This window comes from Blautia sp. St.27G3 (assembly GCF_059728505.1).
Map to the genome: position 1 here is coordinate 443,985 of NZ_BAAGFO010000002.1, position 23,459 is coordinate 467,443.

20 protein-coding genes and 1 pseudogene are annotated in these 23,459 nt (G+C 47.2%); 6 read left to right on the plus strand and 15 right to left on the minus strand.

Annotated elements, in window-relative coordinates; genetic code table 11:
* From rsxC to AC6I2O_RS11730, 6 genes and pseudogenes are all read left to right on the plus strand, one after another.
* Positions 1–1,335, plus strand: a complete 1,335-nt coding sequence (rsxC, locus tag AC6I2O_RS11705; RefSeq protein WP_120392260.1) for an electron transport complex subunit RsxC — start codon at positions 1–3, stop codon at positions 1,333–1,335.
* 13 nt (positions 1,336–1,348) lie between these two features.
* Positions 1,349–2,275, plus strand: a pseudogene (locus AC6I2O_RS11710) (RnfABCDGE type electron transport complex subunit D); the annotation flags it as partial.
* 261 nt (positions 2,276–2,536) lie between these two features.
* A complete protein-coding gene (locus AC6I2O_RS11715; protein WP_497742978.1) occupies positions 2,537–2,890 on the plus strand; it encodes an FMN-binding protein in 354 nt (117 codons plus the stop codon).
* Between the two features lie 11 nt (positions 2,891–2,901).
* Complete coding sequence (gene rsxE / locus AC6I2O_RS11720; protein WP_120392261.1) at positions 2,902–3,582, plus strand: electron transport complex subunit RsxE; 681 nt, start codon at positions 2,902–2,904, stop codon at positions 3,580–3,582.
* The gene (locus AC6I2O_RS11725) at positions 3,579–4,160 is read left to right on the plus strand and encodes an electron transport complex protein RnfA (RefSeq protein ID WP_120392262.1); all 582 of its coding nucleotides are present in this window, start codon (positions 3,579–3,581) and stop codon (positions 4,158–4,160) included. Before rsxE ends, AC6I2O_RS11725 begins: the two co-directional genes overlap by 4 nt.
* A gap of 14 nt (positions 4,161–4,174) precedes the next feature.
* Complete coding sequence (locus AC6I2O_RS11730; RefSeq protein ID WP_497742728.1) at positions 4,175–4,966, plus strand: RnfABCDGE type electron transport complex subunit B; 792 nt, start codon at positions 4,175–4,177, stop codon at positions 4,964–4,966.
* A 153-nt stretch (positions 4,967–5,119) separates the two neighbouring features.
* Here the strand turns inward: AC6I2O_RS11730 and AC6I2O_RS11735 are convergent, their stop codons facing one another.
* The 15 genes from AC6I2O_RS11735 to AC6I2O_RS11805 form a co-directional block, all read right to left on the minus strand.
* Positions 5,120–6,232, minus strand: coding sequence for an aldo/keto reductase (locus tag AC6I2O_RS11735; protein ID WP_497742729.1), 1,113 nt, complete (start codon positions 6,230–6,232; stop codon positions 5,120–5,122).
* Between the two features lie 175 nt (positions 6,233–6,407).
* On the minus strand, positions 6,408–7,745 hold the full coding sequence (locus tag AC6I2O_RS11740; protein ID WP_497742730.1) for an MATE family efflux transporter: 1,338 nt from the start codon (positions 7,743–7,745) through the stop codon (positions 6,408–6,410).
* Positions 7,720–8,196 (minus strand): MarR family winged helix-turn-helix transcriptional regulator, encoded by a 477-nt coding sequence (locus AC6I2O_RS11745; protein ID WP_497742732.1) that lies wholly within the window; start codon positions 8,194–8,196, stop codon positions 7,720–7,722. The genes AC6I2O_RS11740 and AC6I2O_RS11745 overlap by 26 nt, the downstream gene beginning before the upstream one ends.
* A gap of 319 nt (positions 8,197–8,515) precedes the next feature.
* Positions 8,516–8,887: a hypothetical protein gene (locus tag AC6I2O_RS11750; RefSeq protein WP_497742734.1), complete on the minus strand. Its 372-nt coding sequence runs from the start codon at positions 8,885–8,887 to the stop codon at positions 8,516–8,518.
* A gap of 16 nt (positions 8,888–8,903) precedes the next feature.
* On the minus strand, positions 8,904–10,448 hold the full coding sequence (locus AC6I2O_RS11755; protein WP_497742735.1) for a prolyl oligopeptidase family serine peptidase: 1,545 nt from the start codon (positions 10,446–10,448) through the stop codon (positions 8,904–8,906).
* Positions 10,449–10,490: 42 nt separating this feature from the next.
* A complete protein-coding gene (locus tag AC6I2O_RS11760; protein ID WP_497742736.1) occupies positions 10,491–12,428 on the minus strand; it encodes an alpha/beta hydrolase family protein in 1,938 nt (645 codons plus the stop codon).
* 32 nt (positions 12,429–12,460) lie between these two features.
* A complete protein-coding gene (locus AC6I2O_RS11765; RefSeq protein WP_497742737.1) occupies positions 12,461–14,386 on the minus strand; it encodes a hypothetical protein in 1,926 nt (641 codons plus the stop codon).
* Positions 14,387–14,761: 375 nt separating this feature from the next.
* Positions 14,762–15,865 carry a 30S ribosomal protein S1 gene (gene rpsA / locus AC6I2O_RS11770; RefSeq protein WP_120392270.1) on the minus strand — a complete coding sequence of 368 codons (1,104 nt, stop codon included), beginning with the start codon at positions 15,863–15,865 and terminating at the stop codon, positions 14,762–14,764.
* On the minus strand, positions 15,853–16,701 hold the full coding sequence (ispH, locus tag AC6I2O_RS11775) for a 4-hydroxy-3-methylbut-2-enyl diphosphate reductase (protein ID WP_120392271.1): 849 nt from the start codon (positions 16,699–16,701) through the stop codon (positions 15,853–15,855). Before ispH ends, rpsA begins: the two co-directional genes overlap by 13 nt.
* Before the next feature lie 45 nt (positions 16,702–16,746).
* Positions 16,747–17,430: a (d)CMP kinase gene (gene cmk, locus AC6I2O_RS11780; protein WP_120392272.1), complete on the minus strand. Its 684-nt coding sequence runs from the start codon at positions 17,428–17,430 to the stop codon at positions 16,747–16,749.
* 86 nt (positions 17,431–17,516) lie between these two features.
* Positions 17,517–18,845 carry a BaiN/RdsA family NAD(P)/FAD-dependent oxidoreductase gene (locus tag AC6I2O_RS11785; protein ID WP_497742738.1) on the minus strand — a complete coding sequence of 443 codons (1,329 nt, stop codon included), beginning with the start codon at positions 18,843–18,845 and terminating at the stop codon, positions 17,517–17,519.
* Between the two features lie 29 nt (positions 18,846–18,874).
* The gene (locus tag AC6I2O_RS11790; RefSeq protein WP_497742739.1) at positions 18,875–20,392 is read right to left on the minus strand and encodes a sensor histidine kinase; all 1,518 of its coding nucleotides are present in this window, start codon (positions 20,390–20,392) and stop codon (positions 18,875–18,877) included.
* Positions 20,393–20,398: 6 nt separating this feature from the next.
* Positions 20,399–21,079: a response regulator transcription factor gene (locus AC6I2O_RS11795; protein WP_120392275.1), complete on the minus strand. Its 681-nt coding sequence runs from the start codon at positions 21,077–21,079 to the stop codon at positions 20,399–20,401.
* Between the two features lie 311 nt (positions 21,080–21,390).
* Positions 21,391–22,356, minus strand: coding sequence for an ABC transporter ATP-binding protein (locus tag AC6I2O_RS11800; protein ID WP_120392276.1), 966 nt, complete (start codon positions 22,354–22,356; stop codon positions 21,391–21,393).
* Positions 22,346–23,458, minus strand: a complete 1,113-nt coding sequence (locus tag AC6I2O_RS11805; protein ID WP_497742740.1) for an ABC transporter ATP-binding protein — start codon at positions 23,456–23,458, stop codon at positions 22,346–22,348. Before AC6I2O_RS11805 ends, AC6I2O_RS11800 begins: the two co-directional genes overlap by 11 nt.
* Position 23,459 lies beyond the last annotated feature (1 nt).

Sequence of the window (23,459 nt, forward strand, 5' to 3'; positions counted from 1 at the left end):
ATGAAGCTTAAAACATTTCGGGGTGGCATTCATCCTCCCGAACACAAAACCCTTTCGCTTGGAAAGGCAGTCACAACATTTTTCCCAAAAGGCGATCTCGTATTCCCGATCAATCAGCACATCGGGAAACCTGCAAAGCCGGTTGTGTCCAAGGGAGATTTTGTACTTGCCGGACAGATTATCGCTGAAGCGGATGGTTTTGTATCTGCAAATATTATCAGTTCCTGCTCTGGAAAAGTAAAAGCCATTGAAGAGCGCCGCACCGCTTCCGGAGCAAGGGCTACCTGCATTGTCATCCAAAATGACAGACAGTACAGTCAGATCCCTGGTATCGGAAGAACTCCGCAAAATGGCACACTTTCCAGTAAAGATATCCTCGATGCTGTTAAGGCAGCAGGGATCATCGGTCTTGGAGGAGCTGGTTTTCCAACTCACGTAAAACTCTCCTGCAAAAATCCGGAGGCAATTGATTATGTCATCGCCAACGGATCGGAATGCGAACCTTATATCACCTGCGACGACCTTCTGATGCAAAATGAAAACCGTGGCATTCTCGAAGGTCTTCGAATTGTACTTCAGCTCTTCCCCAATGCAAGAGGTGTAATCGCTGTTGAAAACAACAAGCCTGAAGCCATCCGTTCCATGGAAGCCGTCTGTGCCGGAGAAAAACTGATTTCGGTACAGCCGGTTATGGCAAAATATCCGCAGGGCGGGGAACGGAATCTGATTTCTGTTATCACCGGACGTGATCTGCATTTCGGCCAGCTTCCTGCGGACGTGGGCTGCATCGTATGCAATGTCGCTACTTTAAATGCCATCTATCATGCAGTACACAAATCCGAGCCCCTGATCGAGCGTTATTTTACGGTATCTGGAAATGCCGTTGCTGCCCCAAGAACAATGAAAGTCCGGATCGGTACTTCCTGTGAAGAGCTTCTGGAAGCCGCCGGAGGCATAAAAAAAGACAGTCACGTAAAAAAAGCATTATTCGGCGGTCCGATGATGGGCGTTGCACTCACCACACTTCAGATTCCGGTATGCAAAAATAACAACGCGCTCACAGTGCTTGCCGATGATGAAGTAGAATTTGCACAGTCCCAGGAAACCGCATGTATCCGCTGCGGACGCTGCATGCGTGCCTGTCCCGTTCACCTGCTTCCTCAGGCAATGGCCGAAGCGGCACAGCGCCTTGACTATGAACAATACGAAAAACGACTTTACGGTCTGGATTGCATCGCCTGCGGTTCCTGTACATACGTATGTCCAGCGAAACGCCCTCTGATGCAGCTTTTCAAACAGACCAAAGCTGCTGTCATGGCAGCCAAAAGAAAGTGAGGGAGCTGACGAGATGAATGATAAATTACTGAATGTTTCTTCCGGTCCGCACATGCGCAGCAAACTGACAACAGGAATTGTAATGCTGGATGTCATGCTCGCGCTTATGCCCACAACACTTTTCGGTATTTACCGTTATGGACTGCATGCATTTCTCATCGTTGCCGTTTCTGTTTTCTCGGCAGTTATGACAGAATTTGTATTTGATTATATTGCAAAGAAGCCAAACACAATCAAGGACGGAAGCGCCGCTGTAACCGGTCTTTTACTGGCCCTCTCCCTCCCGCCCCACATTCCCCTTTACATCCCGGTCATCGGCAGTATGTTTGCTATTTTATTTGTAAAATGCTTCTTCGGAGGTCTCGGCAAAAACTTCATGAACCCGGCCGTTACTGCAAGATGCTTCCTTCTGCTTTCTTTCGGAAGTGTTATGACCGACTTTTCCGTGGACGGTATCTCCGGCGCCACCCCGCTGGCTGCCATGCGTTCCGGTGAAATGATTAACATATCACAGCTTTATCTCGGTTTCACAAACGGAGTGATCGGCGGTTCAGCGCTTGCACTTTTGATCGGCGGGCTGCTGCTGTGGTGTGCAGGCGGAATTACCATGGAAATCCCATTTTCCTGTGTGGCTGCCTTCACTGCTTTTATGGCTGTGTTTGGCGGACATGGCACTGACCCCTTGTTTTTACTGGCACACCTTTGCGGCGGCGGCGTTTTCATGGGAGCATTTTTTATGGCTACCGATCCCGTCACCAGTCCCCTCACCTCCCGTGGTCAAATACTCTACGGGGCTGTCATGGGAATTCTGGCCGCACTGTTTCGCGTATTTGGCACGGCTGCTGACTCCTTCAGCTACGCAATCCTCATTTCAAATATGCTCGTTCCATTTATTGACAAGCTTCCTGTTCCCAAACCGCTTGGGTACAAAAACGGCGAATACAAAGATAAACAGTTTCCGAAAGCTGCCGTCAATCTCACCGTAATCACTCTGATTTCCGGTCTGGCTCTGAGCAGCGTATACATGCTCACAAAAGACCGGATCGACAAACAAAAGGAAGCTGCAAACGCCGCCTCTTACCAGGAAGTATGCCCGTCTGCCACATCCTTTTTGCCAGAGGAAGACATGACTGCTGCAATCGAAGCATTAAACGGAGACGTTTTTGATACGAAATTTGGAAAAACATATATCAACAAAGCGATGGCCGGTTATTCGGACAACGGTTCGCTTGCAGGTTATGTCATCAGTGTCACAAGCGGTGATGGTTTTGAGGGCAATATCACACTCTCCGTAGGGATTGCGCCGGATGGCACCATAAACAGCATTGCCTTTACGGAACTGAACGAAACTGCCGGAATGGGAATGCTATGCGGCGAGGACGCCTTCAAGAACCAGTTTTCCGGCGTTAAAACCAGCGCCTTTACCCTGAACAAAACAGGCGGGTCCACTACGGACAAGGATATCGACACAGTATCAGGCGCCTCCACCTCTTCGGGTGCTGTCGTTAACGCAGTCAATGCTGCACTTGCCTTTTTTGCAGCAAACACACAGTAGGAGGACAGAATATGAATCAATATACAGAACGAATTTTTAACGGTATTATAAAAGAAAACCCGGCCATCATTCTGATGCTCGGAATGTGTCCGACGCTTGCTGTCACAACTTCTGCAATCAATGGCCTGGGAATGGGCCTTTCCACACTCGTGGTACTGATCTTTTCCAATCTGATCATATCCATGATGCGCAATATCATTCCGGATCAGGTACGCCTTCCGGCCTATATTGTTATCGTAGCCTCACTCGTTACCGTAGTCGATCTTGGCATGCAGGCATACGTACCGGATCTTTACCGCTCCCTCGGAATTTATATTCCCCTGATTGTTGTAAACTGTATCATCCTTGGCCGTGCCGAAGCTTACGCAAACAAAGTGACACCTGATCTTGCTGTTATGGACGGTGTCGGCATGGGATTTGGTTTTACGATTGCCCTCACGGTAATCGGCCTTGTCCGCGAATTTCTCGGAGCCTCAACCGTTTTCGGTATGGCGCTCCCACAATTTTGTAAACCGATTTCTATCTTTGTCAAAGCGCCCGGTGCTTTCCTCGTCATGGCAATCCTGGTTGCTGTACTGAACGCATGCAACATCAAAACAGCCGCGAACAAGAAAGTGGAAGGTTGTGACGGCTGCTGCACCTCATGTGCAAAATTCTGTGAAGACAAAACAAAGGAGGATACAGAGGCATGAATCCATCGTTTATCATGATTATCATTACCACTGCGCTGATCAATAACGTCGTGCTCAGCCAGTTTCTTGGTATCTGCTCCTTTCTGGGTGTTTCCAGGCAGATAAAAACATCTGCCAGTCTGGGCGGCGCCGTTATTTTCGTTATGACAATCTCTTCCGCTGTGACGAGCCTGCTCCATACTTACATTCTTGCACCGCTTCATCTGGATTATCTGAATACGATCGTGTTTATCCTGGTCATTGCCACGCTCGTTCAGATGGTAGAAATGTTCCTCAAAAAAACATCTCCGGCAATCTACCAGGCGCTCGGCATCTATCTGCCGCTGATTACTACCAACTGCGCCGTACTCGGTGTTGCTCTCACGAATGTGCAAAACGGTTACGGAATTGCCGAGAGTATCACAGCCGGTATCGGCACGGCAATCGGATATACCATCGCCATCGTCCTTCTGGCCGGAATCCGGGAACGGATCGACGAAGAAAGCATTCCTGCTCCATTTCGCGGTGCACCCGTTGTCCTTTTATCGGCAGCCCTTATGGCAATCGCTTTCATGGGGTTCGGTAATCTGTCACTTTAAAAAAGGAGGTACTTATGCAGCAAATTCTTATTGCTACCGGTTTGGTAGCCGCAATCGGCCTCCTGATGGGACTTCTCCTGATCTCGGTCGATAGAAAATTTAAGGTAGAAGTAGATAAAAAGGAAATCGCCGTACGTGAATATCTGCCGGGCAACAACTGTGGAGCCTGCGGTTTTGCCGGCTGTGATGCGCTTGCTGCCGCTATCGTAAAAGGGGAAGCGTCTGTATCCGGCTGTCCGGTAGGAGGCATTGCAGTTGCGGAAAAAATTGCAAATATTATAGGTGTGGAAACAGAAGAACCTCAAAAGATGACTGCCTTCGTCAAATGTTCCGGCGACTGCGGCCACGTGGAGCACCGGGCAAATTATGTAGGAATCCATGACTGTGCTTCTGCCGTTGCAAGCGGACTTTCGCCATGGTCCTGTGACTACGGCTGTCTGGGTTTTGGTACCTGTTCTGCTGTCTGTCCGTTTGGCGCTATTATGGTCAAAGATGGGGTTGCCTGTGTGGACAGCCAAAAATGCCGCGCCTGCGGCAAATGTATTGCGGCCTGCCCGAAACATCTGATTGAACTGATTCCTGATCAGGCCCCATACGCTGTCCGCTGCTCGAATCGTGATCGCGGCCCTGCCGTTAAACAGGTATGCACTGCCGGATGCATCGGATGCAGGATCTGTGAAAAGCAATGTGAAGCGTACGCTGTACATGTAAGTGATAACATTTCTCATATTGACTATGAAAAGTGTGTCGGATGCGGCGCATGTGCGGAAAACTGTCCGGTGAAAGTGATTGCTAAGCGCAGCTAATTTCTTGGGACTGATGAAAATATAGATCTAAAGCATGAAAACGGACGTGTCCGGGCAGCCGGGGCAAAAATGAGGTTCCAGCAAACAAGTCGCCTCTTATTTTGCCCCGGCTGCCCGGACACTGTTTTTTGAATAGCCTTCGAAGATTCACGCTCATTTGGTTTCAAACTCATTTGCTACGTCCGTCAGTAAATCCCGAATCGAAAGATGCTGCGGGCAAATTTTTTCGCATTTTCCACATTTGATACAGTCAGAGGCTTTTGGCTTGCTACCGCTGGTATGTATGTCATAATAATAGTCTGCGTTCCAGTCATGGTAAATCTGCTTCATATTCATGACGGCAAACAGATCGGGAATGGCGATCTGTTTCGGGCATCCTGCCACGCAATAACGACAGGACGTGCAGGGGATCAAATGCATAGAACGGAAGATTTCCTGTACTTTGTTCACTGCCTTCATTTCTTTTTCTGACAGAGGCTTAAAATCTTTCATGTAACTGATGTTATCCGTCATCTGTTCATAATTGCTCATTCCGGACAATACCATGTCAATTCCCTCAAAGCCCGCGGCAAAGCGGATGGCGTAGCTTGCAGGGCTGCCGCCTTGAAGGTCATCTAGAACGGTCTTTGCAACTTCCGGCAGATTTACCAGATTGCCGCCCTTGACCGGTTCCATGACAATTACCGGCTTCCCAAACTTCCGACAGACCTCATAGCATTTCCGGCTCTGCACGGCCGGATCGTCATAATCCACATAATTAAACTGAATCTGCACGACCTCCACCTGCGGATATTCTGTTAGAATCTGTTCCAGAACATCCGCCGTATCGTGGAAAGAAATACCTACATGCTTTATCTTACCTTCTTTTTTCAGTGCAAATGCAGTTTCATACGCTCTGCATTTTTTAAAAAATTCAAAATTCTTTGCCCCCTGTGAATGCATAAGGTAGTAATCAAAATATTCCACACCGCAGATCTTTAGCTGTTGCTCAAAAAAAGGTCTGATGTCTTCTTCTTTTTTGAAATAGACATCCGTAAGTTTATTGGTCAGGATATACTGATCTCTCTGATAGCGATCTGTGAGACAGGTTTTCAACGCCTGTTCACTTTTCCCGTCCAAATAGCCATGTGCTGTGTCAAAATAATTGAAACCGCTGTCCATAAAAGCATCAACCATTTTATTCGTTTCGTTTACATCTACCTCTCCGTTTATCATTGGCAGACGCATGTAGCCAAATCCAAAATTCTTTTTTACACCGTCCATCATATTTTTCTCCTCTGCATCGTGTTTTCAAAAGCATTGCTTCCCTATTTGTAAAATTGCATTCAAAAATATATTTATTTTACCATGAAAACTTCTCCTTTTCTACAAAAACTCATGTATATCAGCAAATCTTCTTCCGAAAGGATCTTGCAATTGGATACTGCAATTCCTGATAACTTTAAAAGTAATGATAGGTACTGCGTTTTTTGAACAGAAGCATAACTGTAACGGAAAGCGCCAGTACTTCAGATATGACAACTGCCATCCAGATTCCGTCTGCCTTAAAAAATACCGGAAGAACAAGAACTGATGCCAGCTGGAATACGAGTGTGCGCAAAAAGGAGATCAATGCAGACACGAGTCCATCGCCTAATGCTGTAAAGAACGCAGAACCGTATATATTCATTCCCATCACAGCAAAGGAAAGACTGTAAATTGCAAATCCGTGTCTTGTCAGTTCCATAAGTGCCACATCATATCCTACAAACACGTGTGCCAGCGGACTGGAAAGTCCCAATGCCAACAGCACCATTGCCACGCCGCATCCCACCATGAGAACATTGCTCTTGCTGAAAATGCCGCGAAGTTCCTGCTGATTACCTGCTCCGTAATGGAAACTGACAATCGGCGCAGTTCCAATAGAATACCCTACAAAAACAGCTACAAAGAAAAAGTTTACGTACATAATCACACCGTATGCGGCCACCCCATCCTCTCCTGTAAACCGCATCAGCTGATAATTATACAGAATATTCACAAGTGACATCGAAATATTGGTCATCAGCTCAGAAGAACCGTTCAGACTCGATTTCCACAGTATCCGTCCATAAAACACAGGCCTGATCAGATGCAGCAGACTGTCATTTTTGCGGATAAAATAAACAAGCGGAATCACTGCCCCTACTGCCTGGCTGATTCCGGTCGCAATACCCGCGCCTTCGATTCCCCACTGAAAAACTGCCACAAACAGATAGTCCAGCACTACATTTGTAAGCCCTGCCGCCACAGTGACCGCAAGTCCGAACGATGGTTTTTCCGCTGTCACAAGAAAGCTCTGAAAAATATTTTGCAAAATAAACATCGGCAGCGCTGCAAACAGAATACGGCCATAAATAACGCATGCATCCAGCATCGCGTCACGCGCCCCAAATGCCCTGGCTGCCAGAGGCACCGTCAAACCCCCGGCTACAGCAAGCAGGATGCCTCCTGCAATAGACGCATAGACCATCATTGAAAAGTATTCGTTTGCCCGTTCCTTTCTGCCTTCTCCAATCGTCTTCGCGACAACAGCGCTGCCCCCTGTTCCAAGCATAAAACCAAATGCTCCAGGCAACATTGCAAACGGCATAATAAGGTTTACCGCAGTGAACGCTTCCTTACCGGCAAACTGAGACACAAACAGTCCGTCAATCGCTCCGTAGATCGAAGTAAAAATCATCATCATAATCGACGGAAACACAAACCGAATCAGTCTCCCATATGTAAAATGGTCAGACAGTTGAACCCTTTTTTTCATACCTTGTTTCTTCCTCTCTTTCTTTCATCTTTTTTCTGTAAATTGTCACATATTCCTTAAGGAGCCGCAGAAATTCCCTTCCATCCCCATTTTTCATCTCCCCGAAAATGCTGTTCTCCATATCCATAACAGGAATAATCCGCTCCTGCACCAGCTGTTTTCCTCTATCCGTCAAGTGCAAAAGCTTATTCTTCCCGCCCCCCTTTTCCATAAAAATATACCCCTGTACCTCCAACTTTTTCAAAGAGGAATTCACCGTTGTTCTGCTCATATGATAATAATCGGCAATATCCTTTTGTAGACACCCATCTCCCATCTCGACCATGGCATAAAAAATGTCATAGGCACTGTTTGAGATTCCCGAGCGCAGCGCTGTCTCATAGTATAAATCCATCATTTCCTTAAACAGACTGTTAAACTCCTTCAGTTCCCGCCGCTCTTCGTATACCATACCAGTACGTCCTCCTCTTTTCAAAATGAAATTCAGCTGATACAAATGTTAACTGTTTCTGCACTCACACTTTAAAATATAATCCGATTTCGGATTTGCAACAGCAATTATAATCCGATTTCGGATTAATGTCAAGAACCTTCCTACGAAAAAATGGGCAAGAAGAAGTTTCCCTATACCGCAAAAAATGGCCAGAAACGAATCTCTCGTTTCTGACCATTTTAAACACGTTATACCACTCTATTCGGATACAATTTCTGTCATCTTTTCAACACATGTGTGCTGCCATGCCTCATTCCTGCTCATTTAGGAATTCTTTTTACTTTGCATAAATGATCTCGCCTGTTTCAGCATCGCGACTGTAGTTCTTCATGAAGTTCCATGCCAGTGTGCCGTAATCCGGATGCAGGCCGTGCGGCAGCAGTTCTGTGTAGTTCACGCAGATCATCGGAATGCCTGCCTCATTATTCAGATACCATGCCTTATTCTCATACTCATCATTCAGGATCGTTGTAACAATCTTGTCCGCTTTGAATCCAACAAACGGATATGCTTCGAAATCATAGTTCAATTCGCCCATCTCATTAAAAGCAGCAAATCTCTTGATGCAGTCCTGATATCCCTCTCCGATTGTTCCAGCAGCTTGATCAATTGCGCTCGGCAGGTCAAATTCAGAAGTAGTAAACATCATCGGCACATCGCATTCGTTAAATACAGCAGCTTCCTCCTCTGTCGGAAACGTAAAGCCCCCAAGGTGTGCCTGCTGCCATCGGAACTGCTGCAGCAAAGAGCTTCGGAGCACATTCCACGGACCATACAGTCGCTGCGCCGCCCATGGAATAGCCTGTTGCGTAAACGCGTTCCGGGTCAAGAGCCGGATAAGTATCGAGCATGTACTGTACCAGGGCCGGTAAAGATTCACCATTTACATCGAACGGGGATGGGCCCATCATGGAATTACCCGGCATATCGGTCGCATAACGCGGTGCAACGAGGGCAATTCTTTCTTTTCCTGCAATTGTAATCATTCCTAGCTCATCCACAGCCTGTACCGGGTCGTCTCCGCCTCCATGGTTGCAGAGAATCAGTGGAATACTGTGCTCCTTTGCTGTTCCATCCAGTACCTCTTCTGGCAGGAACTCATACCAGGTGGACAAATACTCGCCGTTTTCTGCTTTCATTGCTGAAAAACGATCCTCATAATGCTCTACCACATGAATGCCGTCTGCCGTAACGCCGTTCAGAACCGCATTGCGCTCTGTCAGTGTGTACGGAGCCTGATTCCAACTGTAGCCGCTGAATTCATTCGCTGCGACAAACAAGCCTGCTTTTACGACCGGCGTGCGCATTGCTTTTACAAACATAGAATAGTAAGCGTCTTTTACGTATTCTGCAAGTGTCTTTTCTCCATCCTTTGCAACCATAACGCGGCGTGTCGGGAAGGTCTGATTAAAATATACCATCTGATCTGCATTCTCCTCAGAAGCATATGCTCCATTGGCCTGCTGGAATTTCTCAAATACTTCATCCGGGCTGTTTACTAGATATACCGGAACCTCGCCTGCCACATCAATTGCCTTGTTCATGGACGGATTCACCAGCAGCATACCGCCCGCGCGGCTCACATAATCGAGCGTGCCAGAAACGTAATCACAGAGGAAATCTGCTCCTCCGTCAATTCCGATCAAATACCGGTAGGTCAGACCTCCGAAATACGTATTGTCCGCATAGTAGGTTGCGTTTCCATCTGCATCGCGAACAGAAAATCCCAGATTGCACATAGCTGACTGAAGTTTCAGATAATCATACTGGTCTGCTGCCCCGAAACCTGTTTCCGGATTTGCCGGCGTAACGAGAACTGCACTACCGCATGCTTCATCAATCAAATCTGTCACACCCAGTTCTTTCAGATAATCCAGTGCATGCTCTTTGCTTTCAAAGGTTTGATCTGAGTATACCAACACGTTCGTGTTCATACGGTAAGCTGCGCTCGCATTCGTAAAGATTCCCGCAGAACGGTAAACGTATGTTGTACCTGCCGTATACGTATCCAGCGCCGGGTCCGGCATATAATCCTTTCCGGTCAGGGCATTCAGTTCAGCTGAACCATTCTGGTGCGCCTCTTCCAGAGTTTCAAATGTTGCCTCATTCGCAAAATGCTGTTCATATTTCGGTATTTCCTCTGCGCCTGCACTCAGTCCGCACACCATCGCAGCTGCCAGTACGGCTGCTATTTTCATGGAATGTTTCATAAATATAAACTCCTTCCTGTCATACTACATTTCGAATAGTTCTTAATTTGTATGTGGATTGTAAATCACTTCTCCTGTTTCCACATTTCTTGTATAATGTTTCATGAAATCCCACACGATATTTGCATATTCCGGATACAAAGCATGAACCGGTCCCTGAATGAGTGTAAAGGCAACCATCGGTACATCGTTTTCATTATTCATATACCAGGTATCTTTTTCAAACTCATCATTTACAGTATCTACGATCAGCTTGTCTCCCTTTTGACCGAAATATGGATAAGCTTCAAAATCATACGCAGGAAGTTCAATACCGTTCAGGTTGCACCACAGTTCAACAATGCCCTGCTCAAACTCATTAATATTTCCTTCCATAGCTTCCAGACGTCTTGCGGTATCCCAAGTAGTCAGTGTGAAAAGACACGGCAGATCTACACTGTCAAAATTGCTTCTCTGCTCTTCTGTAATCGTCACCGGTGAACCTGCACACGGTGAAATTGCTGCAAACAGAGACGGCTCCTCGAATCCAACAGTATATGTTGTGCCTCCGCCCATAGAATAACCTGTCGCGTACACGCGGCTCGGGTCGAGTGCCGGATAGGTCTCGAGCATATACTTCACAAGTCTGATCAGCGCCTCTCCCTCTATCTCACCGATTACCTGATGATCCGGCGCTACCACAGCAAGTCTCTCTCTGCCGGCAAGATTCAGAAGACCATTTTCTTCTACAAATACACGTGCATCATCGCCGAATCCATGGCTGCCAAGAATCAACGGTACAGACTTCTCCGGAGCTGTTCCATTGAGCACTTCTTCGGGAATATACTCATACCATACATCCAGATATTCTCCTGCTGGTGCATAAACGGCGCCATCCACAGTTTTCTGCTCTTCCTTTGTTACTAGATCAGCAAAGCGGTCATCATCCATCTGATGCTCGATCAGATAAATTCCATCTTCTGTTTTTCCATCAATCAGTGCATTGCGTTCACACAGCGAATATGGCGCTTCATCAAAGCCGTAACCTGCGAATTCCGTTCCGCCGCTATTAATTCCCTGCGGAAGTACCGGCACACGCATTGCTTTAATAAACATTCCATAATACGCTGACTTGATAAGCTCTGCCAGATCCGGGTTTTCCTGTTCCTCCACAATAACCTTGCGCAGCGGCCATGCCTGATTGTAGTGCACTTCCTTTTCATCATCACGTGCAACTGCATCTGTTCCGTTAATTTCTTTGTACTTCTCAACAACCTCGTCTTTTCCGTTCACAAGATATACCGGTACCATGACTTCCGGCTTGCGGATTCTGTGCATATCCCCGTCAACCAGCAGTGCGCCTGCAATTCTTCCGGCAAAATCTTCCTCTACGGAAAGATAGTTGTTGAAAAACGTTGCGCCGTCGCCAATTCCAATATAGTACACATAGCCATATCCGCCAAAGTATTCCGCATCCGCATAGGAAACCGGGTTTCCTTCGTCATCTGTCCCACCGGCTTTCTGTGAAAGCATTGCGGTCTGCAGTGAATAATAATCTTTTACATCTGCCTGTCCGAAGGTTTCCCCCTCTGGTGTGAGAAGAACAACGCTTCCTGTTGCCTGATCAATAATGTCAATTACGCCAAGCTCTTTCAGATACGCGAACGCCTCATCCTTATCAGCAAAATGCTGCCCGGCTGCAACAATAATATTGGAATTCAAGCGGGCTGCCGCACGTCCTGCATACTGATTTGCTGAGCGGTAAACAAACGTCGTTCCGTCCGGATATTCCTCCAATACCGGATGACCGACAAAGGTTTTGCTTTCATTCTCCACGATCCCCTGCACTACGGCCGGTGCATTCTCATGGGCTTCCAGTAACGTCTCAAACGTCGCTTCATTTCCTAATTCACCAGTAAAGTTTCCTGCCATTACCTGGCTTTCTGCTGACATTACCATTCCTGCCGCCAGCAAACAAGCGAATAATTTTTGTTTTTTCATTTATAACCCTCCTTATCAATATTTGAAAAACTTTAATCTACAAAAGGATTGTACTCAATGGCTCCTGTTTCCTGATTTCTGGAATAATGCTTTGCAAAATTCCATACAAGCTTTGCGTACTCCGGATACAATGCATGTACAAGGCTGTCCGTATAGCTCACCGCTACCATCGGCACACCTGCATCATTGTTCAGATACCATGTCGTGTTCTCGTACTCTTTGTTGAGCGTCGTCTTCACCGTTCTGTCCGCCTCAAAACCAACCAGATCATACGTATCAAAATCAAAGTCGATCGAATTCATCTCATTAAATCCAAGATACAGATTGATCTGCGTCTGATACCCCTCTGCAATGGTTCCTGCTGCCTGATTGAAAGCCCCGGCAAGGTCAAACGAAGAAGTGGTCAGCATAATCGGCATATCCAGCGTATCGTACTGAGCTGCCTCTTCCTCTGTCGGAACGTAACCGGATGCTGCCATCGGAACTGCTGCTGCAAACAGAGAAGCATCTCCGCTGATTCCCCGGAACGTCGCACCGCCGCCCATAGAATAGCCAGTCGCATAAACGCGGGAAGCATCCAGTTCCGGATACGTCTCAAGCATGTATTTCACAAGTTCCGGAAGCGCCTGCGGTAAAATACCCTCTTTCATTCCATCCTCCGTACGCGTGAACCCAATATACTGATGTTCTGGAGCAACCATTGCGAAACGTTCTTTTCCTGCAAGCTCCAGAAGCCCGATTTCATCTACAAACAGACGCGGATCATCGCCGCCGCCGTGATTTGCCAGAATCAAAGGCACACTGCCTGCTGGCGCCGTATGATTCAAAACTTCCTCAGGAAGGTACTCAAACCATGTCTGAAGATATTCGCCGCCTTCTGTCTGAATCTCAGCAAATCTTTCCTCATCGTGACGGATTACATGGATTCCATCCTCAGTCACACCATCAATCACCGCATTGCGGTCACAAAGCGAATAGGGCGCCTGATCAAAATTGTATCCCTGCCACGGTGTTCCTGCCGTATACAGCCCTCTCTGCACAACCGGCACGCGCATTGCCTTGATAAACATATCATAATACGCATCTGCGATATGTTCTGCTTCAGTCTTTTCCTGCAAGGCCACTGCCACCTTCTGCAAAGGCAGTTCCTGATTAAAATAAACAGCAGTCTTTGCTGTAACGTCAGAAGCATTCACGTCATTGGCAGCCTTGTACTTCTCAACAACAGATTCCGGAGCATTCACCAGATATGTCGGCACCAGAGAAGCAACACGGCTGATCGAATCCATGTCGCCATTGATCAAAAGCATGCCTGCAATACGGCTTACATAATCAAAGGAACCGGCTATGTAATTATTCAAAAATGTCGCGCCGCCATCTATACCGATTGCATAAATGTAACCGTAGCCGCCAAAATATTCGGCATCAGAATAACTTACATCATTTCCTTCCGCATCTTTGCCCCCTGCTTTCTGAGAGCAAATCGCTGTCTGTAATGCATAATAATTTTTCTGATCCGCAGCGCCAAATCCTGCCTCCGGATCTGCCGGAGTTACGAGAATTGCACTTCCGGTTGCCTGATCAATGAGATCTGTGACTCCAAGTTCCTTCAAATACTCCTGTGCAGCTGTTTTATCCTCAAAATGCTTGTCAGAGAATACGAGAATATTTGTATTCAGCCTGGCTGCCGCACGGCCGCCAAACAGGTTCGGTGAGCGGTACACATACGTTGTTCCTTCTGTATAACCATCCAATACTGGATGTGAAACATACATTTTCCCCTGATTTGTCTCCAAATCCTTTACAGCCTCCGGACCGCTGATCCGTGCCTCCTGAAGTGTTTCAAACGTTGCTTCATTCCCCTGGCTGCCTGAATAATTTAATGCCAGGGCATTTGGTGCAGTAATCATACTTGATGTCATAACCGCTGCTAAAGTTAATGCCAAACCTTTTTTCATATGAATCTCCTTTCTCTTTCCTGCATTCTATTCACGTTTCAATTTTTTACTTCCAGCTTTTGTTTTTCCTACTCCTTCCTTTTTTACATTCCCGTACACTATGTTGTTTTCACATTTTATCATCAAAAAAGCGGAAGAAAAATCAAGATAATTCCGTATTTTGTACTGTTTTTTCCTTATTTTTTTATATTTAATTTTTTTGTTCATTTTTTTCCTGAAAAATTGTATTTTTTTCCAAAAGAATAGTTATAGGTTTATAACTTATACTGTAAAAATGAACGCAAAAAAAGGGAAAGCATATGCTTTCCCTTTCATTCGCTTAACCTGAAACTGTTAAAATCAGTTTCGCTTTTTCAATTGTTTCAGAAACAATCCTTACTCTTCTACCGGAGCCTCATCCTCGTATACGACATCTTCCTGTACCGGAGCGCTCTCCAGAGCTTTCATGCTCAGGCTGATCTTCTTATCTTCGCCATTGAAATCAACAACTTTTGCTTCAATCATCTGGCCAACACTCAGGATGTTGGATGGCTTGTCTACATGATCATGAGAAATCTGTGATACGTGAAGCAGTGCGTCTACGCCCGGCTCCAGCTCAACGAATGCACCAAAATCTGTCATTCTCGCAACACGGCCTTCTACTACGTTGCCTGCTGCATACTTCTCAGCTGCATTCAGCCACGGATTCTGATCTTCAAATTTCATGCTGAGCGCAATCTTGTCGCCATTGATATCTTTGATCAGAACAGTTACCTCATCGCCGACCTTGAATACCTTTTTCGGGTTCTCAACGTGTCCCCATGACATCTCGGAAATGTGAAGCAGTCCGTCTGCTCCGCCAAGATCAATAAATGCACCAAAGTCTGTGACATTCTTCACAACACCGTCTACTACATCGCCAACTGCGATTCTCTCAAAGAGTGCTTTCTGCATCTCTGCTTTCTTCGCTGCCAGCAGCTGCTTGCGATCACCGATAATTCTTCTTCTGCGCGGATTGAACTCTGTAATCACGAATTCAATTTCCTGACCTGCATACTTCTCAAGGTTCTTCTCATACGTATCTGATACCAGGCTTGCCGGGATAAATACCCTTGCTTCCTCTACAACAACGGAAAGTCCGCCGGAGAGTACCTGTACAACCGGAGCGGTCAGCACTTCCTGGCTGTTGAATGCTTCCTCAAGTCTCTTGTTGCCCTTCTCTGCTGCAAGGCGCTTATAGGTCAATAATACCTGTCCGTCACCGTCATTTACCTTCAGTACCTTTGCTTCCATTGTATCATTCACCTGAACAAGTTTGCGAAGGTCAACGTTCGGCTCATTTGTATATTCACTTCTGGTAATAATACCGTCAGCCTTATATCCAATGTTTAAGATGATTTCATCTTCTTTGACATCTATAACAGTGCCTTCGACTACCTCTCCATTATGAATTGTTTTTAATGATTCTTCCAGCATTTGTTCAAAACTTAAATCTGGCATTGTTTTGAAACCTCCTCAATCAAATTATTTGGGGTCGATGCCCCTGCTGTAATACCTACGCAACCCCTGGATGGCAATAGCCGAATATCCAAATCTTTAAGTGTTTGTATATAGTAAGTATCTTCACATTCTTTTTGACATATCTCATACAGCTTGCGAGTGTTCGAACTGTGGCTGCCTCCGATCACAATCATGGCATCTGCCCGGGCCGCGATCTTGCGCGCCTCTGACTGCCGCTCTTCTGTAGCACTGCATATCGTATTCAAAATATCTATCCTATCATAACCCATTTTTAAAATAATTTCAACTAATTTATCAAATTTCTTGTAATTAAATGTCGTCTGAGAAACGATACAAAGCGGACTGCTTTTATCCGCACAAAATTCTTCTGCCTCTTTCTGTGTCCCGAGCACAGTTACTTTGCCGGTGCACCAGCCCTTGATCCCCTCTACTTCCGGATGCCCGTCATTCCCGATGATCAGCACGTCTGCACCTTTTTTACTGTGTTCATAAACGATGCGATGGATTTTTTTTACAAAAGGACACGTGGCATCCACCACATGCAGCTGTTTCTTTTCCAAAACCTCATAAATCCTTCTCGGCACACCGTGAGAACGGATAATTACGGTTCCTCCGGATATTGCCTCCAGGTCTTTTTCGTCCTCTATAATCTGCACGCCTCGGCCGGCAAGCTCCCGCACCACTTCTTCATTATGAATAATCGGCCCGTATGTATAAATCGGCCCCTGGCCTTCTTCCAGCTGCCGGTATACCTGATCCACAGCCCGTTTTACCCCAAAACAAAAACCTGCAGTCTTTGCTACAATAACCTCCATACTGTCTCCTTCACGCCAACACACCGGGGCAGACGCCCCGGCATTTTATCCTTCTGTATGTGACTCCATCCGTTCCCGTGTCAAAGTTACAATCTGTTCCACAACTTCTTCAATCGTCATATCAGAAGAATCAACCAGCACGGCATCCTCTGCCTGACAAAGCGGCGCCGTCTCACGGTGCATATCACGGTAATCACGCGCTTCGATATCCTTTATTATTTCCTCTAACGTACAGTCTTGTCCGCGTGCCTGCAGCTCCTTATAACGTCTTGACGCTCTTGTTGCCACACTGGCTGTCAGATAAATCTTTAGCTGGGCATGCGGAAGAATCATGGTTCCGATGTCTCTTCCGTCCATCAGCACGTCCTCCCGGCGGGCCAGGCCTCTTTGCAGATCCGTCAGCTTGGCACGCACCTGCGGTTTTGCAGCTGAAGCGCTTGCCATAGCGCTCACCTCTTCAGTGCGAATCAAACCAGAGACATTTTCCCCGTTCAAAAACACCTGCTGCTCCTCTCCTTCATATCCAATACTCACTTCAATCCCCGCAAGCGCGTCCATCAATTCCTGTTCCGCTTCCACATCCGTTCCGCGGCGCAAAAGCCCAAGCGCAATAGCGCGGTACATTGCCCCCGTATCTACATAGATAAACCCCAGCTCTCTTGCCGCCCTTCTTGCGATTGTGCTCTTTCCTGCTCCTGCCGGACCGTCAATTGCTATATTAAAACTCACCTTTTTTCCTCCTGCTTCTATACGGCTGTTTTGTTTGTGACTGCTTTGCTCACAATTACGTTGTTTCTGATGGTCTTTGTTTTCGATTATTCCAGTGCTTCCATCCCGGCAGCGCTTCCTGCCGCATATCCGGTTGACCACGCGATCTGCAGGTTAAATCCTCCTGTAACTGCATCCAGATCAAGCACCTCTCCCGCAAAATAAAGACCCTTTGCCAGTCTGGATTCCATAGTACCCGGATCTATCTCCCTGATATTCACACCGCCTCTTGTTATAATCGCTTCATTATAGCCGCGAAGTTCGGTCAGAGTCAATGGGAAATGTTTTGTGAGCATCACAAGGCGTCCGCGCTCTTCCCTCGAAATGTCATGAGCCGGTTTGTCTGCCGGTATCTCTGTTCTCTGAAGCATGACCGGAATCATTTTGGCCGGAAACAGCGACGTCAGGATCGTTTTCATCTGCCTGTTTTTTCCTGATTCAAATTCCCGCAGAATTCTGGCATCAAGCTGTTCCAACGTCAGCGCTGGCTTGAGGTCAATGTACAGCTGCAGCGGATGCTTCGCAAGCCTTGCCTGCACCACAGTACTGGCGGTCAGGATCAGGGGCCCCGTCACGCCAAAATGTGTAAACATCATTTCCCCGAATTCCCGATACAGCTCTTTCTTGCCGTCAAATACAGATACCTCCACATTTTTAAGAGAAAGTCCCTGCATCTGCGGCGCCCATGGCTCCTCTGTTTCCATCGGAACGAGCGACGCCGACAGTTCCGTAACCCTGTGACCCGCTTCTGCGGCAAACCGGTACCCGTCCCCGGTTGAACCGGTTGTCCGATAGGAAATACCGCCTGTAGCAACAATCACTGCATCTGCTTCTATTTCCTGTCCGTTTGCCAGACGCAGACCGCAGACGCGCTGGACACATTCTGTGTTTCTGTTCCGGCCCTTCTTTTGTTTCTTTGCATTTTCTGCATTTACCTGTGTGCCTGCTGCTTCTTTCCAGGGGCGATACAGCAGCTCTTTTACCTCTGTATTCAGAAATACTTTTACTTTACTTTGCCGCATTCTCTTTGCCAGAGCTGCGATCACATCCGAAGAATGATCGGATACCGGAAACACTCGGCCCCCTCGCTCTGTCTTTGTAGAAAGCCCTGACTCTTCAAAAAAATCAATTGTATCCTGACTCGTAAATCCGTAAAACGCACTGTATAAAAACTTCTGATTCACACAGACCGCCTGCAAAAGCTCCTCCACACTGCAGTCGTTGGTCAGGTTACAGCGTCCCTTGCCCGTGATATACAGCTTTTTCCCAAGCTTCTCATTCTTCTCAAACAGACTCACCTCATGCCCGTTCTGCGCCGCCGTCACTGCGGCCATCATCCCGGCGGCTCCGCCGCCGACAATCGCTATTTTGCTCATCCTTTTCCCTCTTCCACCCTGATATCCTATTATGCATTTCCTGTCTCGCCTGCGCACACCGTTCCATTTTGCAGTTCAAACCAGAATTCCACACCATCCGCAAGATTCTGCACACCGTATTTTTGATGATGCGACTCCATGATCGCCCTCACAATCGACAGGCCGACACCGCTTCCACCGTACTCACGCGTCCGCGCCTTATCAACCTTATAAAATTTATCCCAGATCAGGTCAAGGTCTTCCTCCGGGATCAACTCTCCGGTATTGTAAACACTCACACGCACCACATCCCCCTCCGGACGAACCTGCACGCGTATCTTCCGCTCTCCGCTCACATGATTCAGCGCATTGCTCAGATAATTTGTCAGAATCTCCTCAATCTTGAACTCGTCTCCCCACACATAAACAGAGCTGTCCCCTGAGAATTGAATTTCTGCCCCTTTTTGCTGTGCCAGAATCGCCACAGCCTGAATTTTATTTTGAATGAGGTCACAGATATCAAACCGTTCCATCTCCAGAGTGTCCCTGCCGAATTCCAGCTGATTCAATGTCAGAAGCTTCTGCACCAGCGTATTCATTTTGGAAGCCTCATCCATGATCACCTCACAGTAAAATTCCCGGCTTTCCTCGTCGTCATTGATACATTCCTGCAAACCTTCCGCATAGCCCTGAATCAGCGCAATCGGCGTTTTCAGCTCATGCGAGACGTTCGAGAGGAATTCCTTCCGTATATCGTCAATCTTTTCCTTTTTTTCAATATCCTTCTGAAGCTCATTATTCGCCACAAGAAGCTGCGAATACGCTTTTTCCAGATTTTCGGACATCTGGTTAAAATATCTGCCAAGCTGACCGATTTCGTTGCTTCCGCCGCTTGTATATTTTGCATCAAAATCAAGCCCTGCCATCCGTTTGGAAAGCTCTGTCAGCTCTCCGAGCGGCTTTGTGACACGCTTTGAGATCAGCCATACGAGGACTCCAGCAAGCAGCGCACCGGCAAGACAGATATACATCACAAACTCATTCGCGATACGCACACTGTCCCGGATGCTCTCCATGTTGATACGCATCATAAAATAGAACCCTTTGTCCAACGTTCCCCACATTTCCAGATAGTCGATTGCCACCGCAGAATCGTATTTTTTCTGTATCGTATAATTGTCGGTCTGCTTCAGAATGGAATCCTCATCTGCAATATCGAGTCCGATCCGGTACCCGTTCAGACGGCCAAGCATAATCCTCACATAATCGGTTTCTTTATAAGTCGTATCTGTCCAGATCAGCCTTCGGTAATCCTCGTCAGTCACGATAGAAAAAATACTGTTTGCATTACAGATTTCCTCATATTCATGCAGGCTGGCCTCCCCCATGCTTCCGGCATCTGAAATATTATTATTCAGCGTCTCATAAGCTGCCTCAAGTGCATCCTGTTTGCGCACGGAATAAAAATCCCCAAGAAAGAAGGTGTTAATCAGATAATTGGCCAGAAACAGCAATGCCATCAGCCCGATAAAAATAACAGTCAGTTGTTTACGAATGGAAATATTCATCGCGCTTTAACCTTCCACTTCAAATTTGTACCCCATACCCCATATTGTCTTGATATAATCGCCGCGCTCCCCAAGCTTGCTGCGCAATTTTTTCACATGTGTATCAATCGTTCTGGCATCTCCGAAATAATCATAGTTCCACACACTGTTCAGAATCTTCTCTCTTGAGAGCGCAATTCCCTGATTCTGAATAAAATACGTCAGAAGCTCGAATTCTTTATAGCTCAGATCTACATTCTTCCCGTCAATTTTCACTTCATGCGCAGCCTTGTTCAGCTCGATCGCCCCGGCCCGCAAAATATCATCCGCCACAATCCCTCCTGTGCGGCGCAGAATCGCTTCCACCCGCGCCACGAGGATCTTCGGGCTGAACGGCTTGGAAATGTATTCATCCACACCGAGCTCAAATCCGAGCAGCTCGTCCCGCTCGTCGGATTTCGCTGTCAGCATGATAATCGGAACTTTTGAGTAACCACGAATCTCGCGGCATACTTGCCATCCATCCATCTTCGGCATCATCACATCGAGAATCACAAGCGCAATATCCTTATCCGCAAAAAAAAGGTCCACCGCCTGTTCTCCATCCTCAGCCTCTATCACCTCAAACTCTTTTTTCACTAGGAAATCTCGCACAAGCTTGCGCATCCTTGCCTCATCGTCTACCACCAGCACCTTTAAACGTTCCATCCGCATTTCGCTCCTTTTTCCTTATTTTCACTGCAACGTTCTGTCACAGGCTTTCATCACAGATCACAGTTTTGCCTTGCCGTCTGACAAGATATAAAACCTCTCTGTATGATATACCATATATTTATGATAAATATGTGAACCCTGGCGCCAAATTTCTTTTTTCACTCATCGTACGATATTTGCTCCGATTTTGCAAGCCGGCAATAAAGCCAGACGAATATTCACAGCAGTTCCTGATGTTTGCACAAAAAAACGGTGCCTTGCCAGCCATAAGCAGCCGGCAAAGTACCGTTTTTTATTCTTGTTTACTATTTTCCAAAGTCAAAATGGCACCATACCTCATGTCCGTTTCCACAGTCCCGCTTCTTGGGCACCTGCGTTTTACAGATTTCCTGGCATTCCCGGCATCTCGTATGAAAAGGACAGCCGGAAGGCGGAGCGTCCGCAGACGGCACATCCCCGGCCAGCACAATCCGTTTTTGCGTACGGTGCAGCTGCGGCACCGGAACCGCGCTCAGAAGCGCCTGCGTATACGGATGACGCGGGTTCGAAAACAGCTCCTTTTTCGGCGCTGTCTCAACCAGCCTGCCAAGATACATGACTCCCACGTAATCTGAAACGTGCTCTACCACCGACAGGTCATGTGAAATAAACAGATAGGCCATTCTCTTTTCCTTTTGCAGCTTTTTCAAAAGGTTAATCACCTGCGCCTGCACGGAAACATCCAGCGCCGATACCGGTTCATCGCAGACAATAAATTCCGGTCCCGAAATCAGTGCCCTTGCAATACAGATCCTCTGCCGCTGTCCGCCTGAAAACTCGTGCGGATACCGGTCAAGGCAATCCTCCGACATTCCGCAGCTCTCCAGCGTCTCCACCACGCGCTCACGGACTTCCTTTGCCGGGCACAGCCCAAATTCCTTCAGGGGCTCTGCGACAATCTGATAAATGGTCTTCTTGGGATCCATAGAAGAAAACGGATCCTGGAAAATCATCTGCACCCGCATCCAGAGTCTTCGCAGCTCTTTCCCCCTGTACGGTACGATGTCCTGCCCGTCCAGCAAAATCTGTCCCCCGGTTGCTTCCGCCAAGTGCAGAATCGTTTTCCCGACCGTCGTCTTTCCGCACCCGGATTCACCGACCAGCCCGTAGGTCGTTCCTGCCGGTATCTGAAAACTTACGCCGTCAACCGCACGCACTGCTGCTTTCTTTCTTCCCCTTGGAATATAATATTTTTTCAGATCTTTTACTTCCAGCAATATCTTACCTTCCATGCTCTGCGCTCCCCTCTGTCAGTCTGCCTGCAAAGTGGCAGCTCACCTGATGTGTCTCTGAAAGCATCTGCATGCCCGGATATTCTTTCTGGCAAAGGTCAGTACAATACTGACACCGATTCGAAAAATAGCAACCCTCCGGCCTTTTTAGCGGATCCGGTACATTTCCCGGAATGGAATACAGCTCCTCTGTCTGCTGATTCAAAACCGGCTTTGACTGCATCAGCCCCCTTGTGTAAGGATGCGCCGTATGCTCAAAAATTTCCTCCGCTGTTCCCTGCTCTACAATTTTTCCCGCATACATGACAATCACGTAATCAGCCATCTCTGCAATCACGCCAAGGTCATGCGTAATCAGCAGAACAGAGGAATTGATTTCTTCTTTCAATGTTCTCATCAGGTCAAGAATCTGCGCCTGAATGGTCACATCCAGCGCCGTGGTCGGTTCATCTGCAATCAAAAGCTTTGGATCACCTGCAAGCGCCATGGCAATCATAACTCGCTGGCGCATACCGCCTGAGAGCTCATAGGGATAATTATCATAAATTCCTTTTCGTGTGATTCCGACCTTTTTCAGCAGCTCGTCTGCCATTTCCCGCCTTTTCTTTTTATCTGCCTCCGGATGCTGCTTCTGTACACATTCATCCAGCTGGTCTCCAATTGAAAATACGGGATTCAGGCTGGTCATCGGCTCCTGAAAAATCATTGCAAGTTGCGAGCCCCGCAGCTGCTCCAGCCTTTTTTCCGGTGTCTTTGCAAGATCAATCGCCCCGCTTCCGTCCCCCGGACAGAAACGGATCTCTCCACCTGCAATCTGCCCCTTGGGTTCCGGCAAAAGCCGCATAACAGAAAGGCTGGTCACTGATTTGCCGCACCCGGATTCACCTACGAGACCGACTGTTTTTCCGGCCGGGATATCAAAAGAAATATCCTCCACGCTTTTTACTATCCCTTTATCTGTGTAAAACCAGGTCTGAAGACCGCGTACCTCAATAATATTCTCTTTTTTCTCCATTTCAGCCGCATACGTATAATCTTTGCGTTTTTCTGCTTTGCAGCGTTTCTTATACTGACGTACGGCCAACTTGTAACTGCCCTTCATC

Bases quoted from the DNA above. Each gene is read 5' to 3' on its own strand.
- AC6I2O_RS11735 (WP_497742729.1), bottom strand. From the start codon at position 6,232: ATGATGGACGGTGTAAAAAAGAATTTTGGATTTGGCTACATGCGTCTG.
- rsxE (WP_120392261.1), top strand. From the start codon at position 2,902: ATGAATCAATATACAGAACGAATTTTTAACGGTATTATAAAAGAAAAC.
- rsxC (WP_120392260.1), top strand. From the start codon at position 1: ATGAAGCTTAAAACATTTCGGGGTGGCATTCATCCTCCCGAACACAAA.
- AC6I2O_RS11790 (WP_497742739.1), bottom strand. From the start codon at position 20,392: ATGAATATTTCCATTCGTAAACAACTGACTGTTATTTTTATCGGGCTG.
- ispH (WP_120392271.1), bottom strand. From the start codon at position 16,701: ATGGAGGTTATTGTAGCAAAGACTGCAGGTTTTTGTTTTGGGGTAAAA.
- AC6I2O_RS11805 (WP_497742740.1), bottom strand. From the start codon at position 23,458: ATGAAGGGCAGTTACAAGTTGGCCGTACGTCAGTATAAGAAACGCTGC.
- AC6I2O_RS11750 (WP_497742734.1), bottom strand. From the start codon at position 8,887: ATGATGTTTACTACTTCTGAATTTGACCTGCCGAGCGCAATTGATCAA.
- AC6I2O_RS11745 (WP_497742732.1), bottom strand. From the start codon at position 8,196: ATGGTATACGAAGAGCGGCGGGAACTGAAGGAGTTTAACAGTCTGTTT.
- AC6I2O_RS11730 (WP_497742728.1), top strand. From the start codon at position 4,175: ATGCAGCAAATTCTTATTGCTACCGGTTTGGTAGCCGCAATCGGCCTC.
- AC6I2O_RS11725 (WP_120392262.1), top strand. From the start codon at position 3,579: ATGAATCCATCGTTTATCATGATTATCATTACCACTGCGCTGATCAAT.
- AC6I2O_RS11755 (WP_497742735.1), bottom strand. From the start codon at position 10,448: ATGAAACATTCCATGAAAATAGCAGCCGTACTGGCAGCTGCGATGGTG.
- AC6I2O_RS11760 (WP_497742736.1), bottom strand. From the start codon at position 12,428: ATGAAAAAACAAAAATTATTCGCTTGTTTGCTGGCGGCAGGAATGGTA.
- AC6I2O_RS11740 (WP_497742730.1), bottom strand. From the start codon at position 7,745: ATGAAAAAAAGGGTTCAACTGTCTGACCATTTTACATATGGGAGACTG.
- AC6I2O_RS11785 (WP_497742738.1), bottom strand. From the start codon at position 18,845: ATGAGCAAAATAGCGATTGTCGGCGGCGGAGCCGCCGGGATGATGGCC.
- AC6I2O_RS11715 (WP_497742978.1), top strand. From the start codon at position 2,537: ATGGCCGGTTATTCGGACAACGGTTCGCTTGCAGGTTATGTCATCAGT.
- AC6I2O_RS11800 (WP_120392276.1), bottom strand. From the start codon at position 22,356: ATGGAAGGTAAGATATTGCTGGAAGTAAAAGATCTGAAAAAATATTAT.
- AC6I2O_RS11765 (WP_497742737.1), bottom strand. From the start codon at position 14,386: ATGAAAAAAGGTTTGGCATTAACTTTAGCAGCGGTTATGACATCAAGT.
- AC6I2O_RS11795 (WP_120392275.1), bottom strand. From the start codon at position 21,079: ATGGAACGTTTAAAGGTGCTGGTGGTAGACGATGAGGCAAGGATGCGC.
- rpsA (WP_120392270.1), bottom strand. From the start codon at position 15,865: ATGCCAGATTTAAGTTTTGAACAAATGCTGGAAGAATCATTAAAAACA.